We start from the raw sequence: 18,447 nt of genomic DNA, 5'->3' as shown, positions 1-18,447 counted from the left end.
GTTCCGGGGGGATTGCCGGGGCAATGCAACGTTTCATGGCGGCCCCGGCCCGGCCTTGGCGGGGGAGGCCGGGCCTATGGGCGGGCCCGGCCGCGGCCTTGGGGGGAAGGCGGGGCTGCGCGGTCTGGCCGGTTTATTCCGGCAGGAAAATATGGTCGTTCGGGCTCAAGGACTGATCGAAACGATAGCCCAGCGCTTTCAAAGCGGCCTCGCCGGAGGGGAATTCGTTCATGGGCTTCCTGAGTTCGACCCAGATGATGGGGCGGCACCGTGCCAGGGTTTCCTTGGCCCCCATGAGCGCCGCCACATGCCCCCCCTCCACGTCCATTTTCAGGAAATCCAGGCGTTCCAGGTTCATGGCGTCGAGGGAGGTCATCGCGTATTCCCCGTCGTCGCCGACCTGGAACGAGGAGGCACCGGTATTGACCGCGCTATACCGGCCGAGATTGGTGCGGCAGGGCCGTTCCCCGACGGCCGCGTTGGTGGCCGTGACGTTGGTGAGTTCGTTCAGGGCGATATTGCGTTGGAGTATGCGGAAGGTCTCGTGCAGGGGCTCGAAGGAATAGACCCGTTCGGCCCGGCAAACCTTGGAGAAATAGACCGTGTGGTTGCCGATATTGGTGCCGACGTCGGCGACGATGGCTCCCGGCGGGATCATGGCCTGGGCTTTGCGCAGCAGGTGGAATTCGTAGAACGTATTCCGCATCAGGATGAAGTTCTGGATGAAGTCGATATTCGCGAACGGGAGATACATTTTGAATATCTGGTCGGAATAGAGGAATTCATGGACCTTTTCCGGTCCCATGGCCAGATATTTCTGCTGTACGTTGAGGGTGGTGATTTGCTGCAATATCTGCTTCAGCAACTCTTCTTGGGACGGCAGGGTTTGCTTGGTTTCTCTGGTATCTTCGGACATGCTTGGAGCCTTTCGCTTTAGGGGGCGTGGTCGAGGGTTTCGAGGGGCCGCGATAGTGGATTGTCGCGGGTGGGGTGGATACCTACCCAATCCGGCGGGTTGCGATGATGGGCTGTGGCGCGCCTTCATGGCAGGGCGTTCCCGTGGCGGCGGGGAAATAGTATTTTAGCGAAGAGCCAGGGCCATGCCTGGAATCTTTGGGTTGAGTATATCAGAAAGATCGGAAAGCACGGCCCGGAGGCCACCACGGCCTTTTTTACAGGGGTCCGCATACCGGGATTGCCGTGGAATGCCGGTGTCCGGGGGCGGGCATGAAAAAAGGCACCCCTTCCGGGGTGCCTTTGCCGTGTGGGCCGGCTATCAACCTTGTTGCAGCAGGCTGCGCAGGTCGATGGTGGCGGCGTTGGCGCGGGCGATGTAGTTCGCCAGGGTCAGCGAATAGTTGGCGAACAGGCCGAAACCGCTGCCGTTCAGGATGACGGGGCTGAGATAGCTGGCCTGGCTGTTCTCCAGTTCGCGGATGATCTGCTGCAAGGAGACCAGGGCGGTCTTGTTGCTCAGGATGTCGCGGAAGTCGAATTCGATGGCTTTCAGCACATGCATGGCGGCCCAGGAATAGCCGCGGGCCTCGAAGAACACGTCGTCGATCTTGAGCCAGGGGGTCTTGGTGAGTCCGGGGCGGCGTTCCTCGGTGGTGCCGGGGGCGTCGGCGGTGCTGGCGCTGAGGCGGTTGGAGTAGTCGCCCATGCGCTTTTCCAGGATTTCCAGGTATTGGCGCAGGTTGTCGGCGCGGGCGTAGAAATTGGCGTCGCGCTTCATCAGCCGTTCCCGGTAGCCTTCCAGCGCTTCCACGCCTTTTTCGTATTCCGATTCGGAGGACGGCAATTGCCAGGATTTGTGGTCGAAATAGAAGAACGGTTCGCCCTTGGCGAGGTCCGGGTCTTCGCGGGATTGGGTTTGGGAGCGGGAGATATTGTTACGCAGGGCGGTGGTGGCGTCGCGCAGGGCGATTAGGGCACCCAGTTCCCAGTTGGGGATGTTGTCCAGCATCACGCTGGGCGGGAACACGTCGTTGGTCAGGAAGCCGCCCGGCTTGTGCAGCACGGTGTCGGCGATCTCGATCAAGGCGGTGGAATAGGTATAGCCCAAGGGCAATTCCTTGGGATTCTTGATATTGGCCGCTTCGGCCGCGACCTCGACCACGTCGAACCGGGCCGGCTCCCGGCTCCAATACCAGGAGATGCCGAGCATGACCAGTCCCACCACGCCGAAGAAAATGCCGACCTTCCAGGCCGTGCCCCGTTCGCGGAAGCTCTTGGCACCGAAAATACCCTTGGTGCCGGCGGTGGCGGAAGGGGCGGGGGAGGGCTGCTGATCGACATGCTCTGCTGGCGCTGACATGGTGGCGTCCTGGTGGCGGTTTCCCGAAGTGGGCGATTATAACTTAAAAGCGGGCGGGGTCCGTTAGCCTTGGCCGTCCTTGGCACGGTTTTTCTTGCGGGCGCGGGGATGGGCCTGGTCATAGACGCCGGCCAAATGCTGGAAATCGAGATGGGTGTAGACCTGGGTGGTGGCGAGATTGGCGTGGCCGAGCAATTCCTGCACCGCCCGCAAATCGCCGCTGGCTTCCAACAGATGGCTGGCGAAGGAGTGGCGCAGGCGGTGCGGATGCAGGTGTTCGGGAAAACCCTGCCGGAACTGCCAGCGGTCCAGGCGGACCTGGACCGTGCGCACCGAGATGCGCCGCCCCAACCGGCTGACGAACAAGGCGGTTGCCTTGGCATCGGCATAGGCGGGACGGAGGTCCAGCCAGCGTTCCAGGGCGGCGAGGGCCGGACCGCCCACCGGCACCATCCGCGATTTATCGCCCTTGCCATGCCGGATCAGCACTTGGCCCGCGTGCCGGTCCACATCGTACAGGTCCAACCCGGTCAATTCGGACAGGCGCAGGCCGGAGGAATAGAACAATTCCCACATCGCCAGATCGCGGATATCCAGTACGTCCTCGGCGGGCGCGTCCAGGAGTCCGGTGAGTTGGTCCGCGTCCAGGGGCTTGGGGAGTGTCTTGGGGGCTTTGGGGGCGCGGATGCCCTGGGCCGGGTTGCGCTTGGCCTCGCCGCGTTTGACCAGGAAGGCGAAGAAGCCCCGGATCGCCGACAGTTCCCGTTGCAGGCTGCGGCTGGCGATGTCGTCGCGGTGGCGCAGGGCGATATGCTCGCGGAGCTGGGCGGGTTCCAACCGGGTCCAATCGGCGATGTCCTTGCCCGCGCAGTATTCCCGCAGGCGCGCGAGGTCGTGGGCATAGCCCTCGACCGTGTGCGGCGAGGCGCGGCGCTGGAACCTCAGGCTATCGAGGAAAGCCGCGACTTGCCGGTCCGCCAGGGCGTCCATCGGGTTTCAATCCAGGATCAACGCGGCCAGCCGGGCCGAGACGATCTCGCCCATCTGGGCCAGGAAGAACGAACCCATACCCGGTTGATAGCGCTGGGGGTCGCGGCTGCCGATGGCCAGCACGCCCTTGAAACCGGCATGGCGCAAGGGCACGAAGGCGCAGGAGGCCGCTTCCCCGCCATGGGCGCCGAACAACGATCCGCCCTCGTGCGGAGCGAGGCCGAGGCAATGGGGTTCGCCATCCTCCAGCGCCGGGGTCCATAAGGGCGTGTCGCCGGAGAGCGCGAGGTCGGCGATGGGGCTGTCGAATGCGGGGTTGGCGATACGGACCGCCACGAAATCGGCCTGGAAATATTCGTGCAAACCCCATTTCAGCCCGGCCAGGGCGTCCTCCAGGCCGCGGGCGTCGATCAAGGTCAGGGTCAGGCGGTGGAGGCGTTCGCGCAGGACTTCGTTGTCGCGGGCGACATGCAGGATTTCGGCCATTTGCTGCTGCAAGCGCTGGTCGCGTTCCCTAAGGATTTGGATTTGCCGGGTGATGAGCGACACGGCCTCCCCGCAGGGATGGGGGATTTTCAGGCTTTCCAGCAAGGTCAGATGGTGTTTGAAGAACTCGGGATGCTTTTGGAGATAGGCTTCCACCTCGCGGGCGGTGGTTCGGATTCTTTCCTTGCGTTTGGCGGTTTCGGCGCTCATGCGGGGATTTCCCCCTCGAATACGGCGACCGCCGGGCCGCTCATCAGCACCGGCGAACCCCGGCCCGCCCAGGCGATGTCCAACGCCCCGCCGGGAAGATCGACCCGCACCGGGCTGTCCAGCCAAGCGCGCTCCATTCCCACCACCACGGCTCCGCAGGCGCCGCTGCCGCAAGCCAGGGTTTCCCCCGAACCGCGCTCGAACACCCGCAGGCGGATGTGGCTCCGCTCCACGATTTCCATGAAGCCGATATTGGCCCGTTCCGGGAACAGGGGATGGCTTTCCAGGCGCGGACCCAAGGCCGCGACCGGGGCGCTGTCCACGCTCTCCACCCGCAGCACGGCATGGGGATTGCCCATCGACACCGCGCCGAATTCCCAAACCGTGCCGTCGATCTCGACCGGATAGGCCAAGGCTTCGGTTTCCGCCCGCAAGGGGATTTGGGCCGGGGCGTGGCGCGGTACGCCCATGTCCACCGTGACCGAGCCGTCCGGGCGCGGACGCAGGATCAAGCGGCCCGCCTGGGTATCGACCCGGATTTCGTCCTTATCGCACAGGCCCTGGTCCAGCACGAAGCGGGCGAAACACCGCGCCCCGTTGCCGCATTGGGCGACTTCGCCGCCATCGGCGTTGAAGATGCGGTAGCGGAAATCGGCGTCGGGGCTTTGGGCAGGTTCGACGACGAGGATTTGGTCGCAGCCGATGCCGAAATGGCGGTCGGCCAGGAAGCGCATCCGTGCGGGCGAGAGGTCCACGGCTTGGCGCACGGCGTCGATCACCACGAAGTCGTTGCCCAAGCCCTGCATTTTGGTGAATTTCATAGGATTCGCTTCAGCCGGGCAGGATTTCATCGCGGAACAGGTCGGCCAGGGTTTCCCGCTGGCGGACCAGGATGGCTTGCCCGCCATCGACCAATACTTCGGGCGGGCGGGGCCGCGAGTTGTAATTGGAACCCATGCTGGAGCCATAGGCCCCCGCCGAGCGCACCGCCAGCAAATCGCCTTCCCGGATCGCCAACTCGCGTTCCTTGCCCAGGAAGTCGCCGGTTTCGCAGACCGGACCCACGATGTCGTAGACCTGGGCCGGGACCGCGTCCGTGGGCTTTACCGGCAGGATGGTTTGATAGGCATCGTACAGGGCCGGGCGGATCAAATCGTTCATGGCCGCATCGACGATGGCGAAGTTTTTGAAGCGGTTGGATTTGAGATATTCCACCTTCGTCAGCAACACGCCGGCATTGCCGACGATGGCGCGGCCCGGTTCCATCAGGATTTCGTAATCGGTCCCGGCCAGGAGTTCGGACAGGGCGGAGGCGTAGTCGGAAGGTTCCGGCGGGCGCTCGTCGCTATAGCGGATGCCGAGGCCGCCGCCGATATCGAGGTGATGGATGGCGATGCCGTCCCCGCGCAATTGCTCGGCCAGCCGCAGCACCCGCGCCAGGGCGTCGATGAAGGGCTCGACCTCGGTCAATTGCGAGCCGATGTGGCAATCGATGCCGACCACTTCGAGATTCGGCAGGCGGGCGGCGTGGCGGTAGCACGCGCGGGCTTCTTCGATATCGATGCCGAATTTGTTTTCCTTGAGTCCGGTGGAGATATAGGGGTGGGTCTTGGCGTCCACGTCCGGGTTGACGCGCAGGGAGATGGGGGCTTTCACGCCCAGTTCCCCGGCGATGCGGTCGAGGCGGTCGAGTTCGCCCGGCACTTCGACATTGAAGCAGCGGATGCCCACTTGTAGCGCCCGGCGCAATTCGTCCTCGCGCTTGCCCACGCCGGAAAACACCACCTTGGCCGGGTCGCCGCCCGCCGCCAACACCCGTTCCAATTCGCCGACCGAGACGATATCGAAGCCCGAGCCCAGTTTCGCCAGCACGTTCAACACGGCGAGGTTGGAATTGGCCTTGACCGCGTAGCACACCAGATGCGGGCGCTCGCCGAAAGCCCGGTCGAAGGCCCGCCAATGGCGTTCCAGGGTGGCGCGGGAATAGATATAGCAGGGGGTGCCGAAACGCTCGGCGATGGCGCGGAGCGGCACGGATTCGGCGTGGAGTTCGCCGTCGCGGTATTCGAAATGGTCCATCAGAATTGTTCTTGTTGCGGGAAGGATTGTTCCACGGTGTCCGGTTGATCCGGCTTTTGGCTGGTGGCCGGAGCGGGGGAGGGCGTGGTTTTCTTGGGCTTGGCGGCCACGGGTTGGCGTGGCGGGGGACGTTCCAGGTAGAGCGGCCCTTTTTGTCCGCAGCCTTGGGCCAGCAGGGCCGAGAGGCCGAGGGCGGCGGCGAGGGCGGCGCGGCTTTGGGATGGGGTCATGGGTGTTCTGGCGTGACGATCCGGTGAAGGAGAAGGCGGGCATTCTAAAGCAAAAGCGGGCTTTTTGGGGGAGGCGGGGCGGTGGGCAATGGTGGGCATGTACCCATGCCCACCCTGACCGCATCCGATGATGCTGCGCGGCGGGCTTGATCTACGGCGAACCGGGGCGTGCGGATCGGTCCTGGAGGGCTTTCGCGACCTCCGGGCGGGAGAGTTCGTAAGCCCAGATGTCGAATTTTTCCAGGATGTGCTTACCAAAGCTCGTGGTCAGGGCGACATCGGCGGCATCCCGGCCCCGGGCCATCAAAACCCGCCCCACGCGGGGAGTATTGTTGCGGGAGTCGAAAGTATGCCATTCCCCTTCCAGAAACACCTCGAACCAGGCACTGAAATCCATGGGCGGGACCACCGGCACGTGAATATCGCCAAGATAACCGGTGGCATAACGGGCGGGAATGCCCATGCATCGGCAGAAGGTGATGGCGAGATGGGTATAATCCCGGCATACCCCCCTTTGGTCCTTGAAGGTATCATAGGCGGTGCGGTCGCAGCGGGCGGCTTCGTGGGCGAAGGTGACGTGGTTATGTACCCAGTTGCAAATAGCCTGCACCCGTCCCCATCCTGTCGGCCCATGTCCGAAAAGCTCCCAGGCGACATCCGATAATTTCTCGATCTCGCAATAACGGCTGCCCAGCAGATAAAGCAGGGTATCGGTCGGAAGTTCGTGGATGGTATGTTGACGGGCCTCCGGTTTCAGGATATCCGGTAAACCGCCATCCACCACGATGGTATCGTTCTTGAGATGCAAGCGCCCGCCGGGACAGAAGGCCCGTGCGCACCGGTTCCCATAGATGTCTGTGAATTCCTCGATAGTGATGGCGGGATCGCTGCTCAAGCGCTCGGGCATCATTAAAAACGACGACCGCTCGGGATGCGTGTAGAGCATCAGGATCATTTCTGTGGGCTGGGGAAACGAATAGGCGATATCGAAACCGATTCTAATAAACATGGAATACTCGGGGGATTATAAGGATTGGCCCGATGAGTGGGCCGGGCTTTGGCAGGGCTGTTGGGCTTTGGGTATGGCCTGGTCGCGGCTGGCCAAGGGCTACTATGTTTACCGCGTTGCCATAAACCTCAGGAAGTCGGGCAGTTTCCTCCCCGGCTTTTCGCCATCCAGCAAGCAGGGTGGACTGGTATTCCCGGCCCACCACGAGGCTTGGAGATGGTGGGCGTGATAGGGTCATTCTACTCGCTTTTATCGTATCAGTGGGCTATTTTAAAACCACAATCACATTCACCGCTTCCATCCAAACCCTATTTTTCCCGGACCCGTACCCAATAGGTTCGCGCCGGTGTCAAGCCTTGCAAAAGGATAGGGGGACTGGTGGCGGAAGTCCGGGCAGGGCTCCATCAGGGCCGGACCGCCTTGGCCCGTGTTTCCCAATGCGCTTTGGTTCGTGCCCGGCAAGCGGCGCGTTCCAGGTCGGCACAGCCCACCTCGGCCAGGAAACCGGCCATCCCATCCTCCGGGATGAACCAACGCGGATCGTGGCCGCTGCTCAGGAGCTTGCCGTCGAGATGGTCGAGTTCCTGTTGGAACACCACGGCCTCGCCATCGGCGAGGGTTTCGCGGTGTTCCGCGCCGTCCGGGGTTTGATAGCGGAGGGTGATTTTTGCCGGTCTATCGGTGTAGCGGTAGCCCCAAGGCACGGATAAACAGCGCTCCCAGGCACCAAGGCGTTGGGCCGAGGCGGCGATGCGCCGGGGATTGAGGAAGGCTTGGAATTCCCCACCGGCTTCGCGCCGCAGCAGCGCGACCCTGACCGGAACGCCGATCTGGACCGCCGCCAAACCCATGCCGTGCATGGCTGTGACCGTGCCGCGCATATCGGCGATCAAGGCGGGCAGTTCCGGGCTGTCCGGCGCGATGGGCCGGCTGGGCTGTTCCAGACGGACGCGCTGTTCCGGGATGTCCACATTGAGCGTCGTGGCCATGCCGGCTTGGGCGCGGTGGCGTAGGTATTCGATCTCTGCGGGCGTCAGTCCACCATCGGCATGGCAGGTCGCCGCCATGAGTGGAAGGGCGAGCGCCAATCCAGGGAAAGGGGTGCGGGGCATGGGGATTGTTTCCATGGCAAGGCTTCAGCCTGGGTTCAGCCGAGGCAAGTATAAATGTGCGTGCGGTAGCGCCAATGTCCGGCTTTTTCCACCACACCTATCAAGAGCAATCGTCATGAAACCCCCGGTCCTGTGTTTTCTGGTCCTGCCCGCGCTGGCCTTGATGGCTTCCGGTTGCGCCGAGTATGGCGGCGGTGGCTATGGGGCGCGGCGGGCCTATCCGGGTGGCTATTATGAAACCCAAAGTTATCCTGGTTATTCCGGGTATCCGGTTTATTCGGCCCCGGCCGGATATGCCTATCCCAATGCTGGATATTACGAGGAAAGGCGATACCACGGCGACCATGAGGATCATGGCCGGCGCGAATGGCGGCGGACACCGCCGCCGCCGCAACCACCCACGGCCCGGCAAAGGCTGGATGCGGTGGAACGGGAAATGCGCCACGACCGGCGGCAATACCAACAGCAAAGCCAGCACCTCGACCAGCGCCAACAGCAGCGGGAGCAGCGCTTGGATCATCGGCTGGACCGGGCCGAAGAGCGGAGGCTGGGATACCTACGGCACCACCAAGCCCCCCCATCGGCTTTGGAGGCCGAGCGCCAGCAATTCCAACAGTATCGGGATTTCGCGACCCAAAGGCTAGAACGGCGCTTCGAGGCCAAGCAGGACCATCTACGCCAGCGCGAAGCCGGGGAACAGGCCCGCTTGGCGCGGCAGCAAGCGCATTGGCAGGCGCGGGTACAGGAACATCAGGCCCAGCGTCCGCCCCAGCCGCAACCACAATGGAACGGCGGGGGCGAACATCATCGCGGTTGTGGCGAAAAGCGTAGGCAGCGCGGCGAATGCTGACCCCGGCCTATCCCACCTTGCCGAGTATCCAATCCAAGGCCCGCGTCGGCAGTAGCCTTTTCAAATAGGCGAACAGATAGGTCGGGAAGGTCACGTAATAGCGGGCGCGGGGCCGCTTGGATTCCAAGGCCAGGATCACCTTGGCCAGCACCGCTTCCGGCCCCAGGGTGAAAGGCGCCGCCGGGCCTTCCTTTTGCAGGCGGGCTTCCATCGCCGCATAGGTCTGGCGGTGCGGGCTGTGTTCGGGCTGTATGTTCTTCCGGTACATGGCGAAGGCGTTGTCCCGGAACCGGCTGAGGATGGGACCGGGCTCGACCAAACACACCTCGACGCCGCTGCCTTTCAATTCCAGCCGCAAGGTGTCCGACAAACCTTCCAGCGCGTATTTGCTGGCATTGTAGGCACCCCGATACCGCATCGCGGCGAAGCCCAGCACCGAGCTGTTCTGGACGATCCGGCCATGGCCCTGCCGCCGCATGACCGGGATAATCAAATGGGTCAGTTCGTGGGTGCCGAACAGGTTGGTCTCGAACTGTTCGCGCAGCACTTCCCGCCGCAAATCCTCCACCGCGCCCGGTTGCCCATAGGCACCGTTGTTGAACAGCGCATCGAGTCCGCCACCGCTGGCTTCCAATACCGCGTCCACGGCGGCGCGGATCGAATCCGAATCGGAGAGGTCCAGCCGGAAAGCCTCGAAGCCTTCGGCGCGGAGCCGTTCCACATCGTCCGGGGCGCGGGCGGTGGCGAACACCCGGTAGCCGCGTTGCTTGAGGCCACGCGCCACGCACAGGCCGATGCCGGACGAACAGCCGGTGATGAGGATGGATCGGGGGGCGGTCATGATCGGGCTGTCTCGCAGGGAAAGGGGCGCATAGTTTCGCACGGCCCTCCGGCTTTGCGGTTATGATCCGCGTCCCCGCATCCCGGAGGCATCGCTTGAAACTTGGATTCGCCGCCCTGTGTCTGGCCGGAGTTTTGGCCGCTTGCGCCCTGGACGCGCCCGATGGCTGCCGTCCGGGCGAACGCGCCATGTGGGTCGATACCTTATATTTCGGCACGCGCAAACCGGATGGCGTGGTCGCCGCCGAGGCTTGGCGGGGCTTCGTCGATGCCGAGGTGACGCCCCGTTTTCCCGGCGGGTTCACTTGGTGGACGGGCCAAGGGCAATGGCGGACGGCCCAGGGCGGGATCCAGCGCGAGGACGCCTATATCCTCCGCGTCGTCCATGGCGATACGCCCGCCGAAACCGGGGCCGTGGGCGCTCTCGCCGAACGCTACAAGGCGGAATTCCAACAAGAAGCGGTGCTGCGGGTGCGGTCTATGGCCTGCGCGGCTTTTTGAGGCGCGCAGGCCGGGCCTGGGGGCGTTTTTGCCGCTGATCGGGGCGTGTCCCGTCCGCGCCGCTGAACTCGGACCGGATTCCTTGGTCGTAAACCTGCCCGGTGGCGACTCCCCTCAACGGCGGCCACCGGCCAAATTACCTGTTTGCATCGGATGGACGACATGATAATTTGCGCGTGCCCCAAGCAGCCCCGGCCCGGTCGCCGGGGCCGAATCAAAAAAATCCACTAGAGGAGGTATCAGAATGTCCGAAGAGAATAAAGACAGCGCCGCCCCGGAAACCCCGGCCCCCGCCGCCGAACAACCCGCCGCCACCGAGAAGCCCGCTGCCGCTCCCGTGCCCACGCCCACCGCCCAAGGAGGTCTCCTGGAAACCCTGAAGACCAACCGCAATGCCCAATACGCATTGGGTGGCGCGGTGGTGGTGGTGATCCTCGCCAGTTTCATGGGCGGTGGCGACGAAGTGACCAAGGTCAATACGGCGGCGGTGGCCATCGGCCAGACGGTGACGGTGGAAAATCCCAATGGCGGCAATTCCCAGTTGACCCTCGCGCCGGGCATGATGGGCGCGGCCGATCCCGACGACACCGAGCAGAACGTGTGCTTGGTCAAGGGAGCCGCCAAGGGCACTATCGAGGAAGAGCAGATCGCGGGCCTGTTGTCCTATGTCAAGGTCAAGATGCTGGAGGGCGATTGCCAAGGCAAGTCCGGCTGGACTTCCAAAATCAATATCAAAGCCGGTTGATCGCAGGGCGGCGATGCGCGTCCCCGAGGCCCATCGCCGCATCCGGTGCTAGAGTTCCCGCAACACCCGCATCGGGCTGTTTTTCACCACGGGCCGGGTATTCCAATAACCCGCCAGGCCCACCGCCAAAGCCCCCACCAGTGGCGTCGCCAGCCAAGCTTCCCAGTGCATCCGGTGCGCCAGGTCGAACACCCGGCTGAACAAGACCCAGGCCACGCTCTCCGCGATCCCCGCCGCCAACAATCCCGCCAGGAAGCCCAGGGCGCAGAATTCCACCCATTGCGCCCGCCGCAGCAAACCCCGGTCCGCGCCCAAGGCCCGCAACAGCGCATCCTCGCGCAGGCGTTCGTCCAGGGTGGCACGCACCGAGGCGAACAACACGGTGAAACCCGCCGCCAAGGCCAATACCAGCACGAACTCGATGGCGCGGGTGATCTGGGCCAGGATGCTCTGGAATTGCTGGAGCAAGGTGTCCACCTCCAGCAGGGTCACGCCGGGGAACGCCTTGACCAGCCGCGCCAAGGCCGGTTTCGCCGCCGGGGGCAGATAGAAACTGGTCAGCCAAGTATGCGGCTGCGAATCCAGCACGCCCGGCGGGAAGATCATGAAGAAATTGGGGGCCATGGTGTCCCAGCGCACGCCACGGGTGTTGGCGACCGTGGCGGTGAGTTCCTGCCCGGCGATGTTGAAGCCGAGCTGATCGCCCGGCTTGATGCCCAGGTTCTTGGCCAATTCCTTTTCCACCGAGACCAGGGGTTCGGTGGGGGCTTGGCTTTCGCGCCACCATTCGCCCTCGACGATGGGGTTGTCGGGTGGTGGTTCGGCCCCCCAGGTCAGGCTGAGATCGCGGTTGATGGCCCCTTCCGCCCGCGAATTCTTGCCAATGATCTGGAACACGTCCTGGCCGTTCACCAGGGTCAAGCGGCCCCGGACGATGGGGTAGAACCGGCTGCTGGCGATTTGCTCCCGCGCCAGGAAATCGCGGAAGCGGTCGAGGTCGGCATCGAACAGGTTGAGGGCGAAATGGTTGGGGGTGTTGTCCGGCAATTGCCGCCGCCATTCCTGCAATAGCTCGGTGCGGACCAGGAGGCTCAGCAGCATCGCCGCCAGGGTGATGCCGAAAGCCAGGATTTGGCCGACGCCCAGTTGGGGCCGCCGGGTCAGGTGTTGCAGGCCGAAGCGCCAAGCCAGGCCCACATGCGGGATCGGCAGCTTGCCCAGCTTGAGCAGGAACAAGCCCAACAGGCCGAATCCCGCCACCGCCGCGCCGCTCGCGGCCAGCACGGTGACGGTCATCAGCCCATCCTGGGTATAGCGCCACATCAACGCGCCCAGGACCAGGGCGGCGCAGCCATAGACCAGCCAAGCGCTGGACGGCAGGGGTTCCAGATCGCGGCGTAACACCCGCAGCGGCGGTAGGCGCTTGAGCCTCAGGATCGGCGGCAGGGAGAAGCCGAACAGGATCGGCAAGCCCACGCCGGTACCGAACAGCAGGGCGAACAGGCTGGGGCTCGCCAGATGGCGCGGCAGCAACGCCCCCAGGAAATGCGCCACCCCGGCTTGCAGGCCATAGCCCAGGGCGCAACCCAGGGCGCTACCGGCCAGCCCGATCAAGCCGAATTGCCAGAGGTGCAGCCGCAGCACATCGCGTTCCCGCGCTCCCAGGGTTTTGAGCAGGGCGGCCAGATCGAAATGGCGTTCGGTGTAGCGGCGGGCACTCATGGCGATGGCGACGCCCGCGATCAACACCACGGCGATGCTGGTCAAGCCTAGATAGCGCTCGGCCCGGTTCAGGGCGTTCCCGAGTTCCGGGCGATCCTCGTGGATATCGGAAATGCGTTCCCCCGGATGCAGGCGTGGTTGGAGCCAGCGTTTGAAGCCGCGCAGGGCGGTTTCGTCGCCCGCGTACAGGGAGAAATAATGGACATGGCTGCCGGGTTGCACGATGCGGGTGGCGTCGAGGTCGGCGGCGTTGATGATGATGCGGGGCGACAGGCTGTAGAGGTCGCCGCGGCGGTCGGGTTCGTGGGTGATGAGGCGGGTGGTCCGCAAGGGTTGTTCGCCCACCGTCAACGTGTCGCCCAGCTTCAAATGCAGGGTGGACAATACCCGTGGTTCGATCCAGACCTCGCCCGGCGCGGGAATGGCATGGGTTTCCTCGGCGGTGGCGGGATCGTCCAGGGTGGTTTTCACCGCGCCGCGCAGGGGATAGCCCACCGCCACCGATTTCACGCCCGCCAGCAGGATTTCGCCGTTCTCCATCAGCACGCTGGGAAATTCCGCCGTGGCCGAATGGGCGAGGCCCAGGCGTCCGGCTTCCACGGTCCAGGCCGGATCGGGCGGGCCGTGGCTCGCCACCGATAAATCCGCGCCCAGGAATTCCGCCGCTTGCAAGGCCATGGTGCGGTTCAGCCGGTCGCCCAGCAGGCTGACGGCGGTGGAAGCGGCCACGGCGACCACCAACGCCGCCAGCAGGAGGGTCAGTTCGCCGCTGCGGAAGTCGCGGCCCACCAATTTGAACGCCAGTTTGAAACTATTGCCCATGCCAGCCTCCCGCCTTCAAGCCTCGACCACGCGTCCGGCTTCCAGCCGGACCGTGCGTCCGCACCGCGCCGCCAGCGCCTCGTCGTGGGTCACCAATACCAGGGTGGTGTCGCGTTCGCGGTTGAGCGCGAACAACAGGTCGATCACCGTCTGGCCGGTCTTGCTGTCCAGGTTGCCGGTGGGTTCGTCGGCGAACAGGATGCGCGGCTCGGTCACGAAGGCCCGCGCCAGGGCCACGCGCTGTTGTTCGCCGCCGGAAAGCTGCTTGGGGTAATGCTTCACCCGGTGTTCCAGGCCCACCCGCGCCAGCATGTCGAGCGCCCGGCCACGGGCCTCGGGGCTGCCGACGAGTTCCAGTGGCAGCAGGGTGTTTTCCAGCGCGGTCAGGTGCGGCAGCAATTGGAAGGACTGGAACACGAAGCCGACATGCAGCGCCCGCAACCGCGCCCGGCCATCCTCGTCCAGCGCGGTGAGGCAGGTATCGGCCAGCCAGACCTTGCCTTCGGTCGAGCGGTCCAGGCCGGCCAATAATCCCAGCAGGGTGGATTTCCCCGAACCCGAAGCCCCGACCACGGCCAAGGTTTCCCCCGGTTTGATCGAAACATCGACTGATGACAAGATATCCAGCCAGCCATCCGCCGTGGGCACCCGTTTGCCGAGATTCTCCGTCCGGATGATATCCCCGGAGATCGCGGGGCCGTTTTTCTCCAATGGGTCGGAATCCATGCGTAATTTACTGTTGTCGTTCATGTTGTGGGCAATGTCCGGTTGGGTTGGCGCGGCAACCATCGTGGTGTTGGGGGATAGTATCAGCGCCGGTTACGGCCTGGAAAAAATCGACCAGGGCTGGGTTTCCCTGCTGGCGGAAAAACTCCGGCCCCGCGGTATGATAGTCGTCAATGCCAGCATTTCCGGGGATACCAGCGCGGGGGGGCTTTCCCGCGTCGATGCCTTGCTCGCCCAACACCATCCCGCCGTGCTGATCCTGGAACTCGGGGGCAACGATGGCCTCCGGGGTTTGCCGCCCGCCCAGATGGCGGCCAACCTGGGCGGCATCATCGACCGGGCCGGGGCGGCGGGGGCCCAGGTCTTGCTCCTGGGCATGAAGATTCCGCCCAACTATGGCAAGCGTTATACCGAAATGTTCCAGAAGGTCTATGCCGACCTGGCCGGGCGCAGCGGGGTGGCGTCGGTGCCGTTCCTGCTGGATGGCGTGGGCGGGGTGGAGGCCTATATGCAGGCCGACGGCATCCATCCGAACCGGGAGGCCCAGTCTTTATTACTGGAACAGGTGTGGAATAAGTTAGAACCCCTACTGGCGGGCCAGCCGCGTTGAAGCCGAATAAATATGGATTTTGGAAAAGTAATGTTTTATCCGTTGTATTGGAAAGGTGGCGAGAGGAGGATGCGGTTGTTGTGAAGTAATGTTGGAAATCACTCAAGGATATCACTGCTGGATTATTTTTTAGAAAACAACACATGAATTCTGCGATAAAAAATCATACATCGGGCTCCAAGGTCGGGATTTTCGTGGATTCCGCCAATATGTACCGGAATGGCGGGGCCAGGATGCAATACGACGTGCTGCGCGAATATGCCTGCCGGGATCATAGCGATCCGGTCCGGCTCAATGCTTATGTTTCCTACGACGCCCGCCGCGCCAAGGTGGATTATGATTATCGGAAGAAGGCGGAAGGCTTCCACTCGGTACTGCGCGATATAGGTTTCAAGGTCATCATCAAGGAAGTCAAATGGTATGAGGATATCGACGAGGAAGGGAAGCTGACCCTGGTGCCCAAGGCCAACGCCGATTTGGATTTGGCGGTGGACGCCTTGTTGCAGTCGGAGAACCTGGACCGGGTGTTGCTCGCCAGCGGCGACGGCGATTTCGTACAGGTGGTCAGGGCCTTGCAGAACAAGGGCTGCCGGGTCGAGGTGGTGGCGCTGGACAATGTCTCCTCGGCCCTTAGGCAGGAGGCCGATTCCTTCATGTCGGGGTATCTCATCCCCAATTTGATTCCCACGCCGACCCCCGCGCCGGAATGGGGGCAGGTGGGTTCCTGGGTGCGGGGCTGGTGCTATTATTACGACGACACCAAGGGTATCGGTTTCATGCGCTACCTTTCCCGTATCGATAAGAACCTCTGGCTGACCGATAAGCGCAAATACCCGGATTCCCCGTTCGAGACTTCGTTTTTCCATTTCTCCAAGCTCCAGGACGAATCCCTCACCAACCGGCTGCCCAGCCGCGATTTCATCTTCGAGTTCAGGCTGGCGGCGTCCGAGCGCGGCCCGGACAAACTGAACGCCACCGATATCCGTCTGGTCAGCGAGCTATGACGCCGCCGCCGGAGGCTTTCCCGCGGGGGCGTCCGGCGGTTTTCCCCACCCCATCCACGATTCCGAGAGGCGCGGTCCCATGAATATCCCTTCGCTTTGTTCCGCCGACGATAGCGTGTTGGTGGTGGTGGACCTGCAAATCCGCCTGTTGGCCGCCATGGCCGAAGCCGACCGCGCCCATTTGGTCAAGCATACCGAGACCCTGCTGCAAGCGGCCGGGGCGTTGGAAATCCCGGTGCTTTATACCGAGCAATATCCCAAGGGCCTGGGTCCGACCGTGCCCGCCCTGGTCGAGCGCTTGCCGGCCATGGCGCTGCGGTTCGAGAAGACCGCGTTTTCCTGCTGCGCCGCCGAGGGGTTCCTGTCCGCCTTGAAGGCGCCGGGCCGGGGGCAGGTGGTCCTGGTCGGCCAGGAAGCCCATGTCTGCGTGTTGCAGACCGCGCTGGAATTGCTGTCCCTGGGTTTCCGGGTGTTCGTGGTCGAGGACGGGGTGTGCTCCCGCGCCCAGGGCCATAAGCACAACGCCCTGGCCCGGCTGCGCGAGGCCGGGGCCGTCGTCACCAATGTGGAGTCGGTGCTGTTCGAATGGCTGCGCGACGCCGCCCACCCCGAGTTCAAAACCATTTCCCAGTGGGTGCGCTGAACCCCGGTACCCCTCAATGCACGGGTAGCTCGATGTTCTTGAACAGGGCGTCGAGTTCCCGTTTCTCGCGGGTTTCCATGGCCTGGTCGATCAGGTCGCGGGTCAGGTGCGGGGCGAAGGCTTCGATGAATTGGTAGATGAAGCCGCGGATGAACATGTCCCGCCGCAGCCCGATCTTGGTGGTGCTGGCCCCGAACAAATGGCTGGCGTCCAGCGGCACCAGATCGACATCGACCACCGGGTCGTAGGCCATCTTGGCGAGGATGCCCACGCCCAGTTCCAGCCGCACATAGGTCTTGATGACATCGGCGTCCACGGCGGTCAGGGCCAGTTGCGGATGCAGCCCGGCCTTGTCGAAGGCTTGGTCGAGTTGCGAGCGTCCGGTGAAGCCGAAGGTGTAGGTGACGATGGGGTATTCGGCCAAATCCTGGAGTTCGATGCGTTCCAGCCGGGTCAGCGGATGGCCCCTCGGGACCAGGACGCAGCGGTTCCAGCGGTAGCAGGGCAGCATCACCAAGTTCTCGAACAGCTCCAGGGCTTCGGTGGCGATGGCCATATCGACCAGCCCCCGCGAGGCCAACTCCGAAATCTGCATCGGCGTCCCTTGGTTGATGTGGAGCTTGATGCCCGGATAGCGCTGCATGAAATTCTTGACCACCGGGGGCAAGGCGTAGCGGGCCTGGGTGTGGGTGGTGGCAATGGCCAGCGAACCCACCTTGTTGTCGCGGTGTTCCTGGGCGATGTGCTTGATGTCCTGGACCCGGCCCAGGATTTCCCCGGCGATGGCGACGATTTCCTGGCCGGCGGCGGTGACCTCGGTCAGGTGTTTGCCGTTGCGGGCGAAGATCGGCACGCCCAGTTCGTCCTCCAACAGCCGGACCTGCTTGCTGATGCCGGGCTGGGAAGTGTAGAGGCTGTCGGCGGTGGCCGAGACATTGAGTTCGTGCTGCGCGATTTCCCAGATGTAGCGTAATTGCTGGAGCTTCATGGCACCCCGTTTTTTATTCCAAAATCATTGATAGAGCCGGAACCATTATAGCATTATGGTCTGAACGGCGCTGTCCTGCGGGACGGGGCGGATGGAAAGACCGCAACCAGCCGCCGTGCCTGGGCGGCGGCGGTTGGCTTCCGATGGGGGGCTGGTGCGGGGATGGGTTGGTCGCGCCGGGGGGATGCGCGAACCCTGGGCGATGGGGAACGGGGCCGGGTTCCCGGCGCTTATTTTTCCAGCAAATCGCGCTTGCCGGGTTTGCCCTTCCAGGTGTCGGCGTCGGCGTTGGCGGGCTTGACCTCGGTGATGCTGGGCCAAATCTTGGCCAGATCGGCGTTCAGCTTGATGAAGTCCTTCTGGTCGTTGGGCACTTCGTCTTCGGAGTAGATCGCGTTGGCCGGGCATTCGGGTTCGCACAGGGTGCAATCGATGCATTCGTCCGGGTCGATCACCAGGAAATTCGGTCCTTCGTGGAAGCAATCGACCGGGCACACGTCGACGCAATCGGTATATTTGCACTTGATGCAGTTTTCGGTAACTACGAAGCTCATTTCAGGGTC

At 63.5% G+C, this 18,447-nt stretch carries 20 protein-coding genes; 6 read left to right on the top strand and 14 right to left on the bottom strand.

Translation table 11 applies throughout. The annotated features are described in order from the left end of the window. Positions 1–133: 133 nt before the first annotated feature. The 9 genes from K5658_RS14185 to K5658_RS14145 form a co-directional block, all read right to left on the bottom strand. Entirely contained in the window at positions 134–916 is a 783-nt protein-coding gene (locus K5658_RS14185; RefSeq protein WP_221063775.1) for an FkbM family methyltransferase, read from the bottom strand. A 360-nt stretch (positions 917–1,276) separates the two neighbouring features. Further along, positions 1,277–2,317 (bottom strand): DUF2333 family protein, encoded by a 1,041-nt coding sequence (locus K5658_RS14180; protein ID WP_221063774.1) that lies wholly within the window; start codon positions 2,315–2,317, stop codon positions 1,277–1,279. 63 nt (positions 2,318–2,380) lie between these two features. After that, the gene (gene xerC / locus K5658_RS14175) at positions 2,381–3,307 is read right to left on the bottom strand and encodes a tyrosine recombinase XerC (protein ID WP_221063773.1); all 927 of its coding nucleotides are present in this window, start codon (positions 3,305–3,307) and stop codon (positions 2,381–2,383) included. Between the two features lie 6 nt (positions 3,308–3,313). After that, positions 3,314–4,003, bottom strand: coding sequence for a DUF484 family protein (locus K5658_RS14170; RefSeq protein ID WP_221063772.1), 690 nt, complete (start codon positions 4,001–4,003; stop codon positions 3,314–3,316). After that, on the bottom strand, positions 4,000–4,824 hold the full coding sequence (gene dapF, locus K5658_RS14165) for a diaminopimelate epimerase (RefSeq protein ID WP_221063771.1): 825 nt from the start codon (positions 4,822–4,824) through the stop codon (positions 4,000–4,002). Before dapF ends, K5658_RS14170 begins: the two co-directional genes overlap by 4 nt. Before the next feature lie 10 nt (positions 4,825–4,834). Then, positions 4,835–6,082 carry a diaminopimelate decarboxylase gene (lysA, locus tag K5658_RS14160; protein ID WP_221063770.1) on the bottom strand — a complete coding sequence of 416 codons (1,248 nt, stop codon included), beginning with the start codon at positions 6,080–6,082 and terminating at the stop codon, positions 4,835–4,837. Beyond that, positions 6,082–6,312 carry an LPS translocon maturation chaperone LptM gene (lptM, locus tag K5658_RS14155; protein ID WP_221063769.1) on the bottom strand — a complete coding sequence of 77 codons (231 nt, stop codon included), beginning with the start codon at positions 6,310–6,312 and terminating at the stop codon, positions 6,082–6,084. The genes lysA and lptM overlap by 1 nt, the downstream gene beginning before the upstream one ends. A 151-nt stretch (positions 6,313–6,463) precedes the next feature. Next, a complete protein-coding gene (locus tag K5658_RS14150; RefSeq protein WP_221063768.1) occupies positions 6,464–7,321 on the bottom strand; it encodes a transglutaminase-like domain-containing protein in 858 nt (285 codons plus the stop codon). A gap of 404 nt (positions 7,322–7,725) precedes the next feature. Further along, positions 7,726–8,433: a peptide deformylase gene (locus K5658_RS14145; RefSeq protein WP_221063767.1), complete on the bottom strand. Its 708-nt coding sequence runs from the start codon at positions 8,431–8,433 to the stop codon at positions 7,726–7,728. Positions 8,434–8,548: 115 nt separating this feature from the next. Between K5658_RS14145 and K5658_RS14140 the strand changes: the two genes are divergently transcribed. Then, entirely contained in the window at positions 8,549–9,283 is a 735-nt protein-coding gene (locus tag K5658_RS14140) for a hypothetical protein (RefSeq protein ID WP_221063766.1), read from the top strand. A gap of 7 nt (positions 9,284–9,290) precedes the next feature. On the opposite strand, the gene K5658_RS14135 is transcribed toward K5658_RS14140, so the two are convergent. Further along, positions 9,291–10,124: an SDR family oxidoreductase gene (locus K5658_RS14135; protein WP_221063765.1), complete on the bottom strand. Its 834-nt coding sequence runs from the start codon at positions 10,122–10,124 to the stop codon at positions 9,291–9,293. A gap of 95 nt (positions 10,125–10,219) precedes the next feature. Between K5658_RS14135 and K5658_RS14130 the strand changes: the two genes are divergently transcribed. Together K5658_RS14130 and K5658_RS14125 are read left to right on the top strand one after the other, a co-directional pair. Then, on the top strand, positions 10,220–10,624 hold the full coding sequence (locus K5658_RS14130; protein ID WP_221063764.1) for a DUF3574 domain-containing protein: 405 nt from the start codon (positions 10,220–10,222) through the stop codon (positions 10,622–10,624). A 244-nt stretch (positions 10,625–10,868) separates the two neighbouring features. Next, on the top strand, positions 10,869–11,369 hold the full coding sequence (locus K5658_RS14125; protein WP_246628449.1) for a hypothetical protein: 501 nt from the start codon (positions 10,869–10,871) through the stop codon (positions 11,367–11,369). A gap of 48 nt (positions 11,370–11,417) precedes the next feature. On the opposite strand, the gene K5658_RS14120 is transcribed toward K5658_RS14125, so the two are convergent. Both K5658_RS14120 and K5658_RS14115 read right to left on the bottom strand, forming a co-directional pair. Continuing rightward, complete coding sequence (locus K5658_RS14120; protein ID WP_221063763.1) at positions 11,418–13,913, bottom strand: ABC transporter permease; 2,496 nt, start codon at positions 13,911–13,913, stop codon at positions 11,418–11,420. Between the two features lie 15 nt (positions 13,914–13,928). Continuing rightward, positions 13,929–14,639, bottom strand: a complete 711-nt coding sequence (locus K5658_RS14115; protein WP_221063762.1) for an ABC transporter ATP-binding protein — start codon at positions 14,637–14,639, stop codon at positions 13,929–13,931. Here K5658_RS14115 and K5658_RS14110 point away from each other — a divergent pair. The 3 genes from K5658_RS14110 (at position 14,638) to K5658_RS14100 (ending at position 16,896) form a co-directional block, all read left to right on the top strand. Then, positions 14,638–15,249 carry an arylesterase gene (locus tag K5658_RS14110; RefSeq protein WP_221063761.1) on the top strand — a complete coding sequence of 204 codons (612 nt, stop codon included), beginning with the start codon at positions 14,638–14,640 and terminating at the stop codon, positions 15,247–15,249. The two genes, K5658_RS14115 and K5658_RS14110, sit on opposite strands and share 2 nt — an antisense overlap. 143 nt (positions 15,250–15,392) lie before the next feature. Continuing rightward, positions 15,393–16,253 (top strand): LabA-like NYN domain-containing protein, encoded by an 861-nt coding sequence (locus K5658_RS14105; RefSeq protein WP_221063760.1) that lies wholly within the window; start codon positions 15,393–15,395, stop codon positions 16,251–16,253. Positions 16,254–16,332: 79 nt separating this feature from the next. Beyond that, the gene (locus K5658_RS14100) at positions 16,333–16,896 is read left to right on the top strand and encodes a hydrolase (RefSeq protein WP_221063759.1); all 564 of its coding nucleotides are present in this window, start codon (positions 16,333–16,335) and stop codon (positions 16,894–16,896) included. A 13-nt stretch (positions 16,897–16,909) separates the two neighbouring features. On the opposite strand, the gene cysB is transcribed toward K5658_RS14100, so the two are convergent. After that, positions 16,910–17,884, bottom strand: a complete 975-nt coding sequence (gene cysB, locus K5658_RS14095; RefSeq protein ID WP_221063758.1) for an HTH-type transcriptional regulator CysB — start codon at positions 17,882–17,884, stop codon at positions 16,910–16,912. A 230-nt stretch (positions 17,885–18,114) separates the two neighbouring features. Beyond that, entirely contained in the window at positions 18,115–18,438 is a 324-nt protein-coding gene (gene fdxA, locus K5658_RS14090; RefSeq protein WP_221063757.1) for a ferredoxin FdxA, read from the bottom strand. Positions 18,439–18,447: the final 9 nt, after the last annotated feature.

Source organism: Methylomagnum ishizawai (assembly GCF_019670005.1).
GTDB lineage: Bacteria > Pseudomonadota > Gammaproteobacteria > Methylococcales > Methylococcaceae > Methylomagnum > Methylomagnum ishizawai.
Note: the sequence above shows the minus strand (reverse complement) of the source record. Positions and strands in the feature narration are given on the sequence as shown.

Coding starts and splice junctions, on each gene's coding strand:
- K5658_RS14125 (WP_246628449.1), top strand. CDS start 10,869: ATGTCCGAAGAGAATAAAGACAGCGCCGCCCCGGAAACCCCGGCCCCC.
- K5658_RS14185 (WP_221063775.1), bottom strand. CDS start 916: ATGTCCGAAGATACCAGAGAAACCAAGCAAACCCTGCCGTCCCAAGAA.
- K5658_RS14180 (WP_221063774.1), bottom strand. CDS start 2,317: ATGTCAGCGCCAGCAGAGCATGTCGATCAGCAGCCCTCCCCCGCCCCT.
- K5658_RS14150 (WP_221063768.1), bottom strand. CDS start 7,321: ATGTTTATTAGAATCGGTTTCGATATCGCCTATTCGTTTCCCCAGCCC.
- fdxA (WP_221063757.1), bottom strand. CDS start 18,438: ATGAGCTTCGTAGTTACCGAAAACTGCATCAAGTGCAAATATACCGAT.
- K5658_RS14120 (WP_221063763.1), bottom strand. CDS start 13,913: ATGGGCAATAGTTTCAAACTGGCGTTCAAATTGGTGGGCCGCGACTTC.
- K5658_RS14115 (WP_221063762.1), bottom strand. CDS start 14,639: ATGGATTCCGACCCATTGGAGAAAAACGGCCCCGCGATCTCCGGGGAT.
- xerC (WP_221063773.1), bottom strand. CDS start 3,307: ATGGACGCCCTGGCGGACCGGCAAGTCGCGGCTTTCCTCGATAGCCTG.
- cysB (WP_221063758.1), bottom strand. CDS start 17,884: ATGAAGCTCCAGCAATTACGCTACATCTGGGAAATCGCGCAGCACGAA.
- K5658_RS14140 (WP_221063766.1), top strand. CDS start 8,549: ATGAAACCCCCGGTCCTGTGTTTTCTGGTCCTGCCCGCGCTGGCCTTG.
- K5658_RS14145 (WP_221063767.1), bottom strand. CDS start 8,433: ATGCCCCGCACCCCTTTCCCTGGATTGGCGCTCGCCCTTCCACTCATG.
- K5658_RS14105 (WP_221063760.1), top strand. CDS start 15,393: ATGAATTCTGCGATAAAAAATCATACATCGGGCTCCAAGGTCGGGATT.
- lysA (WP_221063770.1), bottom strand. CDS start 6,082: ATGGACCATTTCGAATACCGCGACGGCGAACTCCACGCCGAATCCGTG.
- dapF (WP_221063771.1), bottom strand. CDS start 4,824: ATGAAATTCACCAAAATGCAGGGCTTGGGCAACGACTTCGTGGTGATC.
- K5658_RS14110 (WP_221063761.1), top strand. CDS start 14,638: ATGCGTAATTTACTGTTGTCGTTCATGTTGTGGGCAATGTCCGGTTGG.
- K5658_RS14135 (WP_221063765.1), bottom strand. CDS start 10,124: ATGACCGCCCCCCGATCCATCCTCATCACCGGCTGTTCGTCCGGCATC.
- K5658_RS14100 (WP_221063759.1), top strand. CDS start 16,333: ATGAATATCCCTTCGCTTTGTTCCGCCGACGATAGCGTGTTGGTGGTG.
- K5658_RS14170 (WP_221063772.1), bottom strand. CDS start 4,003: ATGAGCGCCGAAACCGCCAAACGCAAGGAAAGAATCCGAACCACCGCC.
- lptM (WP_221063769.1), bottom strand. CDS start 6,312: ATGACCCCATCCCAAAGCCGCGCCGCCCTCGCCGCCGCCCTCGGCCTC.